Annotated in this window: 12 protein-coding genes; 10 read left to right on the top strand and 2 right to left on the bottom strand. The window is 54.2% G+C overall.

What is annotated here, in order from left to right; genetic code table 11:
* Nucleotides 1–29 precede the first annotated feature (29 nt).
* On the bottom strand, nt 30–1,310 hold the full coding sequence (locus EL26_RS12970) for an MFS transporter (protein ID WP_038089440.1): 1,281 nt from the start codon (nt 1,308–1,310) through the stop codon (nt 30–32).
* A 213-nt stretch (nt 1,311–1,523) separates the two neighbouring features.
* On the opposite strand from EL26_RS12970, the gene EL26_RS12965 reads away from it, so the two are divergent.
* Genes EL26_RS12965 through EL26_RS12955 form a run of 3 tightly spaced genes read left to right on the top strand, consistent with a single transcriptional unit; the run spans nt 1,524 to nt 4,319 of the window.
* Nucleotides 1,524–2,414: a glycosyltransferase family 2 protein gene (locus tag EL26_RS12965; RefSeq protein WP_162835162.1), complete on the top strand. Its 891-nt coding sequence runs from the start codon at nt 1,524–1,526 to the stop codon at nt 2,412–2,414.
* Between the two features lie 59 nt (nt 2,415–2,473).
* Complete coding sequence (locus EL26_RS12960) at nt 2,474–4,000, top strand: alpha/beta hydrolase (RefSeq protein ID WP_161780722.1); 1,527 nt, start codon at nt 2,474–2,476, stop codon at nt 3,998–4,000.
* The gene (locus tag EL26_RS12955) at nt 3,984–4,319 is read left to right on the top strand and encodes a hypothetical protein (protein WP_152559262.1); all 336 of its coding nucleotides are present in this window, start codon (nt 3,984–3,986) and stop codon (nt 4,317–4,319) included. The genes EL26_RS12960 and EL26_RS12955 overlap by 17 nt, the downstream gene beginning before the upstream one ends.
* 37 nt (nt 4,320–4,356) lie before the next feature.
* Here the strand turns inward: EL26_RS12955 and EL26_RS24590 are convergent, their stop codons facing one another.
* Nucleotides 4,357–4,635, bottom strand: a complete 279-nt coding sequence (locus EL26_RS24590; RefSeq protein WP_161780721.1) for a WXG100 family type VII secretion target — start codon at nt 4,633–4,635, stop codon at nt 4,357–4,359.
* Nucleotides 4,636–5,004: 369 nt separating this feature from the next.
* Here EL26_RS24590 and EL26_RS12950 point away from each other — a divergent pair, with 369 nt between their 5' ends.
* The 7 genes from EL26_RS12950 to EL26_RS12920 are packed head-to-tail and all read left to right on the top strand — an operon-like array spanning nt 5,005 to nt 12,470.
* Nucleotides 5,005–6,015 carry an SAF domain-containing protein gene (locus tag EL26_RS12950; protein ID WP_052036328.1) on the top strand — a complete coding sequence of 337 codons (1,011 nt, stop codon included), beginning with the start codon at nt 5,005–5,007 and terminating at the stop codon, nt 6,013–6,015.
* A 16-nt stretch (nt 6,016–6,031) separates the two neighbouring features.
* On the top strand, nt 6,032–6,736 hold the full coding sequence (locus tag EL26_RS12945; protein WP_038089427.1) for a hypothetical protein: 705 nt from the start codon (nt 6,032–6,034) through the stop codon (nt 6,734–6,736).
* Between the two features lie 3 nt (nt 6,737–6,739).
* Nucleotides 6,740–7,564: a hypothetical protein gene (locus EL26_RS12940; RefSeq protein ID WP_038089425.1), complete on the top strand. Its 825-nt coding sequence runs from the start codon at nt 6,740–6,742 to the stop codon at nt 7,562–7,564.
* A gap of 13 nt (nt 7,565–7,577) precedes the next feature.
* A complete protein-coding gene (locus EL26_RS12935; protein ID WP_038089423.1) occupies nt 7,578–9,473 on the top strand; it encodes a Flp pilus assembly complex ATPase component TadA in 1,896 nt (631 codons plus the stop codon).
* Complete coding sequence (locus EL26_RS12930) at nt 9,463–11,556, top strand: hypothetical protein (RefSeq protein ID WP_038089419.1); 2,094 nt, start codon at nt 9,463–9,465, stop codon at nt 11,554–11,556. Before EL26_RS12935 ends, EL26_RS12930 begins: the two co-directional genes overlap by 11 nt.
* A 16-nt stretch (nt 11,557–11,572) precedes the next feature.
* Nucleotides 11,573–12,088, top strand: a complete 516-nt coding sequence (locus EL26_RS12925; RefSeq protein ID WP_038089418.1) for a hypothetical protein — start codon at nt 11,573–11,575, stop codon at nt 12,086–12,088.
* Between the two features lie 4 nt (nt 12,089–12,092).
* Nucleotides 12,093–12,470, top strand: coding sequence for a hypothetical protein (locus EL26_RS12920; protein WP_038089415.1), 378 nt, complete (start codon nt 12,093–12,095; stop codon nt 12,468–12,470).
* Nucleotides 12,471–12,478 lie beyond the last annotated feature (8 nt).

The following is a 12,478-nucleotide window of genomic DNA, read 5'->3' as shown; positions in this document are numbered from 1 at the left end:
GCGTTCTTTTTTCTACGATATTTCTCTGCTTACTTCGTTTCGTACGGAGAACGGATCTTCTCAATCGGCCCCATCAAGAGCCCGAACGCCACGATCCCGATCACGAGGACCACCGCCGCCACTTTGAAGCCGGAAGCAAACGAACCGCTGACAGCGAGGTAACCGGTGATGACCGGAGCGAGAATCCCCATCACGTTGTTGACCAAGTTCATGATCGAGCCGACCATGCCGACCGTGCCCTTGGGCGCGATCAGAGCCGGAATCGACCAGCCGATCGGAGCGGCAAACGCGAGACCGCCGAGCGCGATCGAGATGTAGATGATCGCCACGTTCGGGTTGTCGGTGAACGCCGCGCCGCCGACCGCGAGGCCGAGCAGCAACCCGATGATGAACAGCGTCTTGCGCACTTTCGATTGGTCAAACCCGCGATTGACCAGCTTGTCGACCAAGAACCCGCCGATGAAGAAGTCGGTGATCGTCGCGATCAACCACGGAATCGCGGTGTAGGTTGCCGATTTCAAAACGGTCATATGCATCTGATTCTGCAGATACCCCGGCAACCAAGTCAAGAACAGGTAGAACGTATAGCCGTATGCCGCAAACCCGAGCGTCAAGCCCCACACTTTGCGTTGGGTCAACAGGAACCCGAAGTTCTTCCACACGCCGCCTTCTGCCGCGCCTTCTTGCTGGGCGCCGCCTTCTTCGATGTACTGGCGCTCTTCTTGCGTCAGAGTCGGATGCTCTTTCGGATCGCGGTACCAAACCCAGTAGATCACCGCGTAGATGCAGCTCAAGGCCGCCGTCAGATAAAAACCGCCCTGCCAACCCCACTGGGTGACCGCCCAGGCGACGATCGGCGCGCCGATGACGTTCGAGAACTTCGCCGCCGCGTCAAACGTAGCGGTCGCCACGCCGCGCTCTCGAATCGGGAACCAGTAGCCGGTCGCTTTCGAGGAAGACGGGAACGCCGGCGCTTCGCCGATGCCAAGCAGCAGGCGGGAGAGGATGATCAAGCCCAGACCGCTGACCACTGAAGTCAGCAACGTCGCGATTGTCCAGATGATCGTCGCGACGCGCATCAGCCACTTCACGCCGATTTTATCGAGCATCGCGCCGATCGGAATCTGCATCAGCGCGTACGTCCACGCGAACGTCGACATGATCCAGCCCCACTGAACGGTCGTCAGGTGATACTCCGACATCATCGGTTTGGTGGCCACCGACATGTTGGTGCGGTCAAAATAGTTGACCAAGATACCCAAGAATAAGATCACAGCAATGCCCCAGCGTTTTTTTCCACGCGGTTTCATGTAGGGGAACCTCCTTTGATGAATGACTCTGGTTGATGACAGGGACGAGGAGTTTGTTGTTTGTAACCGTTTTCGGAAAACGTTTTACGTAAACGTTTTCCTAAATGAGAGTATGCGGGTTGGAGGGGGAGGATGTCAAGGAATTTTTGCAATTGGTGTTGATTCGCAGAAGGAGCGCATAGACTCCCTAAAAACGGACAAGGGATGGGGCAGATGCGCATGCACAGGGTTTCGATCATCATTCCGGTAAAAAACGAAGGGGAGCACGTCCGGGAGACGCTGCGCTCCCTGCAACAGGCACAAACGGGTTGGGACTATGAAGTGATTCTCGTCGACGATGCGTCCACAGACGGCTGTCTGGACTTTCTCGCTGAGCAACCAAGCGATCTCCGGTTGGACTCCGTGCAGGTCGTCCGCACCGCAGGCGTCGGAGCGGCGGCGGCGAGAAACGCCGGGGCCGAGCGGGCCGGCGGGGAGTTTCTGGTGTTCTGCGATGCTCATTTGTTTTTTGAAGATCAGTGGTTGGACAAGCTGTTGGAGCCGATCCTCGCCGACGTCGCCGATGCGGTCACGCCGGGGATCGCTCCGCACGACGCGCCGGACGCGGTGGGATACGGACAGACGCTGGACCCTGAGACGTTTCAAATCAAATGGAACGGGAAGCAAGCGGTGCCGTTTCCGACGGCGCTGTTGTCGGGCGCGTGCTTTGCGATCCCGAGACGAGTGTTTGAGGAGATTGGAGGATTTGAGCGCGGGTTTCGCGAGTGGGGGTATGAAGATGTGGAGATTTCCATCAAGCTCTGGTTGTTCGGATACAGCTGCTGCGCTCAACCGGACGTGAAGATTCTGCATGTCTTTCGCAAGAAGTTTCCTTATCTAGTCAACGCCGATTCGGTCGACTACAACTTGCTCCGCATGGCCTGCAGTCATTTCAGCGAAGAGCGGATCGCGGCGTGCCGGCAATTTCTCTCCCGTCCCGAACGCGCAAGGTACCTCCTCGCTTCACTTTTTGAAAACGGCGTCCTCCAGCAGAGACAACGCTACTTCGTCCGCCGCAAGCACGCAGACAGTTGGTTTTTTGATGTGTTTGAGATTGATTTTTAAAACGGGCAACCTGTAAATTCATGGTATACTAGATTGATACCATGAACGGGGTGAGAGGGTTGGCCAATTTTGAAGGAGATCATGTTGCCGTTCAACGCATGGCGCACGAATATTCACAACAAGCCGAATTTCTTCGTCAAAAACTGAAATCTATAAAAAACCAAACTCAACAGGTCCAGTCAGGCGTAGATCGTTGGACGGGACCTGCGTCATTTGCTTACGTTCTGCAACGAGAAACGCTGGAAAACCATTTAGATCGCATGGTGCTTGCCTGTGAACAGTTTGCGACGACACTCAGGCAAGTAGCAGAACGACTGTATGGTTTGCAGTCTTTGCGTGACACGTTAAAAAATCTGGAACGTGCGGCTGATCGAGAGCGGAACTTCGATCATGGGTTTAATCAACCAGATGATCAAAAAGACTACAGTCGATATTTTCAATTGATGGCGGAGTGTGAACACTACCGCACCTTGATCGCACAGTATGAACACCAGTATGAAACAGAGGCTGAGACGGCATTCTCTACTATCAAATTGATGATACCCAAGGTCCATGGCCTCACCCAGTATGTGCAATCAGTTGGTACGTATTTGTTTGACAGCAATCATAAGCCTGTTCTGGCCCGGTTGGATTTTGCGTCCGGACGTGTCGGACGCGACCGGGTGGAGTATCTTAACGAGGCAATCCGCATGAACCAAGTTGCGGTTAAATATTACAAAGCTCACCCGGAACAGACAGGTCCCAACGGAGAAAGTGCGGAGCAGATGATCCAGCAGGCCAAAGCGCTAATCAAAGAGGCGCGCAAGCAAGGGGGCACCTACGGGGTGCCGATTCTGTTCATGCACGGATTGTCGGGCGGCATTGGTACATTTTCAAAAATGGTGGACGAGATGGGTGGTTTCTCAACCATCTACTCGGTCAGCAAGTCTGGAGAAATGCTGGAACCTGTTCAAGGGGAGAACGACTCTCCGGAGCACCCGTGCATTCAGTTTGTTTTTCAAGACGGTGCCATGACGTTTGATAAGCAAACCGAATTCTACAAGCAGATGATGGAGCAACTGAAGAAGGACTATGATACGGATACGGTTATGGTCATCTCGCACAGCATGGGGGGCGTGGTGACGACCAAGTACATTGAAGAAACGGGGGGTGACGACATCTCCCGCTTTGTTACCTTGGGTTCTCCAATTCGAGGCTCCGATCTTGATGACGCTGCGCAGGATGCGTTGCAGAATACGCCCATCGTTAATATTTTCATCCAGCTTGGCGATGTATTTTATCCAGCCGTAGAAAATTTGTCTTCCGATTCAAAAGAGACGAAGCAAATCTATACTGACCGTGGCAACTTCAATTCTGATATTGAAGTACTGTCGGGATACGGTCTGGCGAAAGGACGCTATGGGGATGGGGTTGTTCTGCCCGAGAGCGCAACAGCACTGAAAGACTTTGCCGGAGAAGGCATGTTCCATTCGATTGTGTATCCGGAAGCAGATCATTCAGGACTTCATGAAAGTGATCAGGCGATCGCGGATGTCTTGAAGTTCATCTTGTTCGGGGAGATTGCAAGTCATGAACCTAAACCGTAAGCCGCCTGAGTTTATTGGGACTCGTATGTTGATCGTGAATGCAGTGGGTCTGGCTTTGACGATCCTTCTCTCTTTCAATATCGTCAAAAGCAACTTGAAACTCTATGTTTTCAACGAATATGTTGCCGGAATTTTGTCAATCACCGTCGTCCCATTCGCAACGTCGATCTTGATTGCTCTCTTGCTGTTCAGTTTTAAGCTGTTTAAACGGGTGTCAGAAGGATTCTTGACCATCATGCTTTCTGTGCCTTTGGCGATGTTTTTGTATTGGATTTTTGAAGATCAACTGTATCAATATTGGAGCTCTCTCCCGCAGTAAACAAGACCCTCCCACAAACACAAGTGGGAGGGTTTTGTTATTTGGCTGCGCTTGTGATGCTAGACTCCGTTTCTTCGTACGCGAGTGCCGCGTCTGAAAGAGCGGAGGAAATCATCTCATATGAGCTGGCCAGTTCATTGAGTGCTCCACCGAATGTCGTCCACGCCGTCCGAAAAGTCTGATACGAAGAGCCTGTCCAACTTGCCGAAACCGTCGATTTTCCCAGTGTTTCAAGAATTTGTTTCAAGTCCTGGGAGGAGTTCAGAGAATGATTTCGTTCTTCATAGAGACGCTGTGTTGAAATTTTCAATTGCATTGTTGCTTCAACTCCAATCAGAGAGACGAGAATACCACTCATTTTACAGCAAATACCCCAAAAAATGGAGCTTGAAAGAGAAAATAGATTGACCTTCCGTTTAAACGAAGAATAAAGCCAAGTCATGACTGAATTTCAATAGCTCTTCTCGCCTAGTATTTATTGTCTGGATTTACTAATTATCCTATAATAAAAGTGATACAGAGGTCCCATTAGGACCCCTAACAAAAGACCTACACTTACTTTGGAATTGTCGTCATTTAGTCAGAGCAATGGGGGAGTGAAACACAAGGCATGTCCGTTTTACGACAACGAACGAGTCAACGAACGAAGAAACTGTTGATCGCCGGTGGCATTGGAGCTTTGGGGATGGCTATCTTGTCATCCGGGGTGTTCGTTTCGATCATCATTCACGAACACAACGTCAAGGTGCAGCAGGAAGCCGAGTACCGGAAGCAACTCCAAGAGAGCCAACAGCTTCTGGAGAAGGAAAAACAAACCAAGAAAAAAGTCTATGTCGCCGGCAAGGACATCGAAGTCGGCACGTCGATCAACGCGGGCGATCTTGTCGCCGTCGACGTTCCAAACGACGCGGTGCCCGATGACACCATCACCGAGAGCAACAGCGCGGCAGGGAAGTACTCCAAAATCACCATCAAGAAAAACACTCCCCTCACCAAAGCGATGCTCTACGAAGAAGGCATCACGCCCGACGACATCCGCTCGCAGGAATTCCGCTTGATTCAACTGCCAAGCGACCTCAAGCAAAACCAATTCCTCGACGTGCGCATCAAGTTCCCGACCGGTCAGGACTACATCGTCCTCTCCAAGAAAAAAGTCAAAAACCTGCTCGACAACACGATCTGGTTTGATATGAACGAGCGGGAGATCCAGACGTTCTCATCCGCTATCGTGGACGCGTTCCAAAACGGCGCGACCATCTACGCGCTTTCGTACGTCGACCCGTATGTGCAGAACAAATCGCAAGTCGACTATCCGGTCAACGCGATGGTTCGCACGCGCATCCAAGCCGACCCGAACATTCTCTCGATCGCCAAGTACAACCTCGAAGAACAGGCGCGCTTGAATTTGGAAGCGAACTTGAAAGTCAAGGGGGCCGAAGGCAGCCCGCTGTCGGCGATCAACTTCAACGGTCCGGCTCCGAACTCCAGCCTCTATCCGGGCGCGGGCAGCTCTTCGAGCGCGGCAAAACCGAACAGTTCCGGCACCGCTTCTCAATCCGGCTCGCAAGAATCTCCGAGCGGCCCGCAAACGGGCAAGCCCGCGGTGGCAGCCCCCGGCTCGTCGGCACCGAACCAATCCGCCGATACGCAGAAGTCTATCTTTGAAACCAACGTCGACCACGTCGTGTCGCCGTAAGGAGGGTGCCTGAATCATGAAAAAAATGCTGTTTGCAGGCGCCTGCGACAAAAGCGACCTCTTGCTCTACATCGGCAGAGTGCTGGCGCTCGCCGACCAGAAAGTTCTCCTCGTCGATGCCACACGCGAGCAAGTCTACCAAGACTCCGTGCCGAAGATCGACGCCGAGTACCGCGTGACGGAATTCGAAGGGTTCGACGTCGCCAACGGATTCGCTTCCTATGAAGACCTGCAATCCTACATGGACGGCGAGCAAGAAAAACTCGACGCGTATGACTGTCTGCTGATCGACACCGACCGTCCAGACGCCGTCGCGTCGTGGGGGGACATCGCGCACCATGCGCTGGTCACCACCTATGAGAAGCGCACGATCCGCTCCAATCAAGACTTGATCGAAGCGTTCTTCTCCGCGCGCGACGACGACAGCGAAGTGCTGTTCCAGAAAGTGATCTTGCGCGAAGTGGAAAGCCAAATCAACGAGGAGTACGTGGAGTCGACGATCTCCGAATATCCGATCCGCTGGTCGGACCCGTCGTATCCGGTGTTTTTTGACGACGTGGATTACGCGGTGAAGATCGAGAACCAATTCAACGAACGACTGGTGATGAAGCGCCTGTCCAAATCGTACAAGCAATCGATTCAAGAACTCGCTCTCCTCATCTCCGGACTGCCGGACTCCGACATCAAGAAAGCATTCAAACTGGCAGAGAGGAGCAAGTAAGCAATGGGACAAGTCGCATTTTGGGGCAACGCGCACGGGCAGGTCGCCACGACAGCCAACGTGGTCGCTTCGGCCACGGTCATCGGCCTTGAATACGCCCTGCGCACGCTGGTTGCCCATACGCATTGGTCACGCTCCACGCTGGAGTCGGCTTTTTTGAAGTATTTCAACGGACGTGAAGATTCGATGATCACGTTCAACGACACGGGCTTGGACGCGCTGGAACGCCTCGCGCGCAGCGGCCGCCTCGCTCCGGAGATCATCCAAGACTACACCAACCCGATTCTCAAGGACCGCCTCGACCTCTTGACCGGCACCACCAAGCCGGATGAAGCGTTGTTTGAGTCGATCCACGAAGTTATCCAAGGGATTTTCTACGCCGCCAATCAGTTCTACGATCTGTCGCTGATCGACTTGAACTCCGGGCAGCAAAACCAGCTGTCGATGACGATGCTGCAATCTTCCGACTTGATCGTTGTCAACTTGAACCAGAACATCAACTTGTTGGAGCGGTTTTTCTCCAAGGAGGACTGGCCGGAGATTCTCAACGAGAAGCCGTTTCTCGTGGTCTTGGGCTCGTACGACCCGGCGTCGAAGTATTCCGCGCAAAACATCGCGCGCCGCTTCCGGTACAAAGACCCGATCTACACCGTGCCGTACTGCACCGACTTCCTCGATGCGCTCAACGACCGCAAAGTGTTGGACTTCTTCCTGCGCAACCGCAGCGTGAACAAGCAACACGACAACTACTTCTTCATGCAGGAGATTCGCCGCCTCGCGCGAGCAATCGTCGACCGTCTGGGTCTCGACCTGGAGATGGACGAGTGAGGAGGGCACGCTGATGTCGTTTTTTTGGATCAACATCCTGCTGATTGTCGCCGTGCTGCTCTTGGTCGGCGTGTTCGTGTTCTTCAAGCTCACCGAGAAGAAGGACCTCCCCGACAAAAAAGTCACCGACGAGCGCAAGTTCACCCTCGACGCCTTGACCGAGTATGTCAAACGCACCCTGCACGAGATGACGAACTCCAACCTCTACGATCTGGGCCTCTCCGCCGAAGAGTTCCGCCGCCGCAAAAACAAGCGCGCCGAACTGAAAAAAGCCCTCAAAGGCTGCACCTCCGGGGACATCAATGACAAAAACTACGTGAAGTTTTTCATCTTCGACCTGCTCCTGAAGACCTACGGCTTGAACGACACGAACATCAACCTCGTGATTCCGTTTGAAGACCGCCAACGCTTGACGGCGCAGGACAAGTTCGAAATCCTGCTCTACCACTTCAAGAAAAAGCACGGCTATGACGCGCTTTCCGCCCTTATCCAAAAGTACGATCTCGACCGCCGCAAGCAGGTGATCGAAGACGGCAACACCCCGTCCTACATCATCACGACGCAAGAGATCGATTTGATTTTCAAAAAGGAAATCCGCCGGCTGCTGTTTGAAGACAAACTCAACATCATCGTCCAACGCATCTACCAGACCTACAAAGGCTTCTCCGTCATCGACGAGATCCGCGACATGAACATCGACGGCATCTCCGGCGGGGTGTCCGGTCTGCCGGCGTCGTTCATCCAGCAAACGGGCGAGTTTGAGATGTACACCAAACAGATGCAAAAGCCGATTCCGAAGTCGCACGACTCGATCTGGTTGTTCTACAAGGGGAAATCGATCCACTTGCAGTGCATCACGTTCGGATCGGAACTCGAACTCAAACGCGTCTGCCAAAACATCTACAAATACAACAACCCCGGTCAACTCTCCGAATCCAACGGCTTTAAAGTCAACGAGATGAAAGACGGCTCCCGCGTCGTCGTCGTCCGTCCGAACTTCTCAGAGTCGTGGGCGTTTTTCGTGCGCAAGTTCGACGTGCCGAACGCCTCCTTGGAGCAGTTGATCCGCCAACCGGGAGCCGAGCTTCCGATCACGCTGATTCAGTATCTCGTCAAGGGCTGCCGGATCACGGCGGTCACCGGGGCGCAGGGCTCCGGGAAAACCACGCTGCTCATGGCGATGGTTCGCTACATCAACGCCGCGTTCAACGTGCGCGTGCAAGAGATGGCGTTCGAGTTGCATCTGCGCAAAATCTACCCGGAGCGCAACATTCTCTCGTTTCGCGAGACCGACACGATCTCCGGACAAGCGGGCCTCGACGTGCAGAAGAAAACGGACGGCACGGTCAACATCCTCGGCGAAGTCGCGACCGACCCGGTCGCGGCGTGGATGATCCAGATGTCGCAGGTCGCGTCGCTGTTCACGCTGTTTACGCACCATGCCAAGACATTCCGCGACTTGGTGTTCTCGCTGCGCAACTCCCTGCTCAAAACCGGGATGTTCAACAACGAGACGATCGCCGAACAGCAAGTCATCTCCGTCATCAACTTTGACATTCACCTCAAGCGGGACTTTGACGGGAAGCGCTACATCGAACGGATCACAGAGTGCGTGCCGCTCGACTACCAACACTTGCCCTACCCGGAAGACTACAAGACCGCCGACAGCCTCGAAGCCAAGCTCGACCGCTTCATGAGCACGGCGACCGAGTATTTCAAACGCACCACCGACCGCCAATGGTTTGAGTCGCGCAACATCATCGAATTCCGCAACGGGCAGTACGTGGCGGTGCATCCGATTTCCGATTCCAATCTGGCGGAGATGTGCGAGCACATGTCGGAGGAAGACGCGGAGCTGTTCCGCGATTTCCTCCGCGAGCATTGGAGGGAGACCGAGCTTGAATCTTAACGTCCTCCTCTATACGATCATCGGCATCTCTCTGGGGTTGTTCTTCGTCCTGCTGATCGTGTTTCAGATTTTGCGCCGCCGCCAGGGCGGGAGTGCCGCGTATCAAGTCAACAAAGGCTATACGGACTTGATCGAGCCGAAGCAAAAAACCACCCGGCAACGGTTGGTGAATTTTTTTCAGAAGTCGTATGTGATCTTCTCGCGCACGCCGCTTCTCGAAAGTTACACCGCGAAGATTCGCAAGCGCCTCTCCACGATTCATTCTTACGACGAGTTCACGATGCGCAAAGAGACGATGAAGATCGCCTACTTGACGCTCGGGATTCTGTTTGTCGGGGTATTGCTGCTCGTCTTGATCAACCGGGACCCTGTGTTTCTCGCGATGGTCGTCGTGGCGACGGTGGTTCTCAACGGCATGTTGATCGACACGTTCGTCGGACGGGTCGAGGACCGCTTGCTGAAGCAATTGTCGCACTTGATGACCGACGTGCGGCATTACTACCACCAGCACGGGATGGTCGAAGAAGCGATCTACGAAGCGGGCCAAGTCTCCAAGTATGAAGCGCAGCTGCATGCCGAGCGCATCTATGAAGTGCTGACCGCCAACGACCCGCAGGACGAGTTGGAAAATTACTACGAAGTCGCGCCGTCGCGCTTTCTCAAAGCGTTTGCGGGCATCTCGTTTCTCGTCAAAGAGTACGGGGATAAGAAAATCAACAACGGCTCGATGTACTTAAACGGTCTGAGCCGCCTCACCCAAGAGATCAATTTGGAAATTCTGCGCCGCGACCGGCTGCGCTATCTGTTCTCGGGGCTGACGATCATCGCGCTCGCCCCGGTGTTTTTCACCAAGCCGATTGAGGTGTGGGCGCGGGGGCACTTTCCGTCGATGGATGATTTCTACGCGGGGAAGATCGGTTTTTTCACGAAGATGGTGATCTTTGCCGTGATTTTGCTGTCGTATGTGCTCTTGCGCAAGATGCAGGAGAACGACGAGGGCAAGTATGCCGCCAAAGCCAACCGCATCAAGTGGGAGCAGCGCGTCTACGAGTGGAAACCCGCGGCGTGGGTGGTCGACCGGTTGGTGCCGGGTCAGCACACCAAGCAGCACTTTAAACTGACGCGGCTGTTGAAAGACACGTCTTCGCCGCTGACGATCGAATGGCTGTATCTCCAGCGGATCTTGCTGTGCCTCGCGTCGTTTCTGATCTTGGTGTCGACGATGTTTTACATCCACCACGTCGCCAAGCAGAACGTGCTGTACGCGCCGACGAAGAACACCACGCTGTTCGGTCAGCTCTCCCCGGAAGAAGAAAAAAAAGCCGAGGCAATCACCGTGTCGGACCGCAAGATCATCCTCGCCGTGAAGGACGAGCCGGACCCGAAGAAAAGAGAAGAGCTGGTCCGCGCCGCCGTCAAAGCCCAAGCGGGCCGCGACGCAACCAAGGATGTGATCAACAAAGACGCCGCGCGGGTGCTGGAGAAGCTCGATACGCTGGAGAACGAATATTTCAAGTGGTGGGAATTGGTCATCGCCGTCGGGGTCGCGACGGTCGGCTACTACCTGCCGCTGTGGATGATCGAGTTTCGGCGGCGGATGCGCGAGATGGACATGCAAAACGAGGTCGACCAGTTCCACACGATCATCGCGATGCTGTGCGAAATCGAGCGCATCTCCGTGGAGAACATCTTGGAATGGATGGAGCGCTTCGCCGTCGTCTTCCGTCAACCGCTGCAAATCTGCCTCATGGACTACGAGGCGGGCGGGGAAAAAGCGATGGAGCAGCTCAAGGAAGACGCGCCGTTCGTGCCGTTTGTCCGCACCGTCGAGCGCTTGCTGGTCGCCGTCGAGAAGATTCCGATCCGCCAAGCGTTCGACGATCTCGAAACCGAACGGGTGTATTACCAAGAACAGCGCAAAGAACAGTACGAGCGCATCATCAACGAGAAGGCAAGTTGGGGTAAGATGATCGGATTTGTGCCGATGTATGCGCTGGTGTTTCTGTACCTGGTCATCCCGCTGATCTGGATGTCGATGAACCAGATGAGCACGTACTTCACTCAGATCACGACGATACAGTAAGGAGGAAGTTTCAGTCATGAGTAACGCACAGAAAGCACTGGTGATGGCGGCGGGGATTTTTCTCGCGATTGCATTGATCACCATCGCGGTTGTTATGTTCATCTCCGCGCAGGAGGCAACCAAGACCGCGCAAGAAAATTTCTCCGGGATTCAAAACGAGCTGTCGAGCACGGCGTTTAATGTGTATGACGGCACCGTCGTTACGGGCTCGCAAGTGACGAACGCGATTCGCAAGTACAACGGACGTGAGGAATTCGGCATCCACGTCATCACCGGCCGTGATGCAAACGGCGCGTGGTACGGGGATGTGATTTCGGAAGCCGACGCTACCTTGGGGGACGTTGTGTTGAAGCCGTCTGCGACAGGAATGGTTCAAAGTGGAGGCATCAACTACATGATCGGCACGGCGGCACTGGCAGACGATGTGTCGCAAGCGCAGTACGTCAATCCGTCGGGGCGTTTCAACTCGACCGTCATTCGCGACAAGTCGAACGTCGTGAAGGAAATTCGTTTCGTGCAACAAGCCGAGTAGGGTCATGGGAAGCACGACGATCAAGATGCTCTACCTGAGCGTCGCGATGATATTGTTTCTCTCCGCCCTTTCGGTGGGCTATTACTTGTTCACCAGCACGTCCAAGGCGCTGGATCAAACCTACGTGACCACGCAAAACATGGACCGCACTCAAACGACTACACTGAAAGAGACTTCGCAGAGCGACCCTGTCCTTGGGTCCGTCGTCGTGCAAACGATTTATCAGTATGAAGACTCCGGCATTCACATCTACGTCGACGGTGTTGACCGTTCCGATCCGACGGGCGTCGGCGTCATCAACTTGAAGGCCAAATTCAACGTCAACCTCGTGCGCGACACCCAAGGCACGTTGACCTCCATTCGCTACACGACGACATCATAGAGGGGGAT

The sequence above is a fragment of the Tumebacillus flagellatus genome (assembly GCF_000714935.1).
Lineage (GTDB): Bacteria > Bacillota > Bacilli > Tumebacillales > Tumebacillaceae > Tumebacillus > Tumebacillus flagellatus.
This window is presented reverse-complemented; position numbering and strand designations above follow the sequence as displayed.

What these genes read in the sequence shown, in the direction of transcription:
- EL26_RS12970 (WP_038089440.1), bottom strand. Translation starts at nt 1,310, where the DNA reads ATGAAACCGCGTGGAAAAAAACGCTGGGGCATTGCTGTGATCTTATTC.
- EL26_RS12965 (WP_162835162.1), top strand. Translation starts at nt 1,524, where the DNA reads ATGCGCATGCACAGGGTTTCGATCATCATTCCGGTAAAAAACGAAGGG.
- EL26_RS12955 (WP_152559262.1), top strand. Translation starts at nt 3,984, where the DNA reads ATGAACCTAAACCGTAAGCCGCCTGAGTTTATTGGGACTCGTATGTTG.
- EL26_RS24590 (WP_161780721.1), bottom strand. Translation starts at nt 4,635, where the DNA reads ATGCAATTGAAAATTTCAACACAGCGTCTCTATGAAGAACGAAATCAT.
- EL26_RS12950 (WP_052036328.1), top strand. Translation starts at nt 5,005, where the DNA reads ATGGCTATCTTGTCATCCGGGGTGTTCGTTTCGATCATCATTCACGAA.
- EL26_RS12945 (WP_038089427.1), top strand. Translation starts at nt 6,032, where the DNA reads ATGAAAAAAATGCTGTTTGCAGGCGCCTGCGACAAAAGCGACCTCTTG.
- EL26_RS12940 (WP_038089425.1), top strand. Translation starts at nt 6,740, where the DNA reads ATGGGACAAGTCGCATTTTGGGGCAACGCGCACGGGCAGGTCGCCACG.
- EL26_RS12935 (WP_038089423.1), top strand. Translation starts at nt 7,578, where the DNA reads ATGTCGTTTTTTTGGATCAACATCCTGCTGATTGTCGCCGTGCTGCTC.
- EL26_RS12925 (WP_038089418.1), top strand. Translation starts at nt 11,573, where the DNA reads ATGAGTAACGCACAGAAAGCACTGGTGATGGCGGCGGGGATTTTTCTC.
- EL26_RS12920 (WP_038089415.1), top strand. Translation starts at nt 12,093, where the DNA reads ATGGGAAGCACGACGATCAAGATGCTCTACCTGAGCGTCGCGATGATA.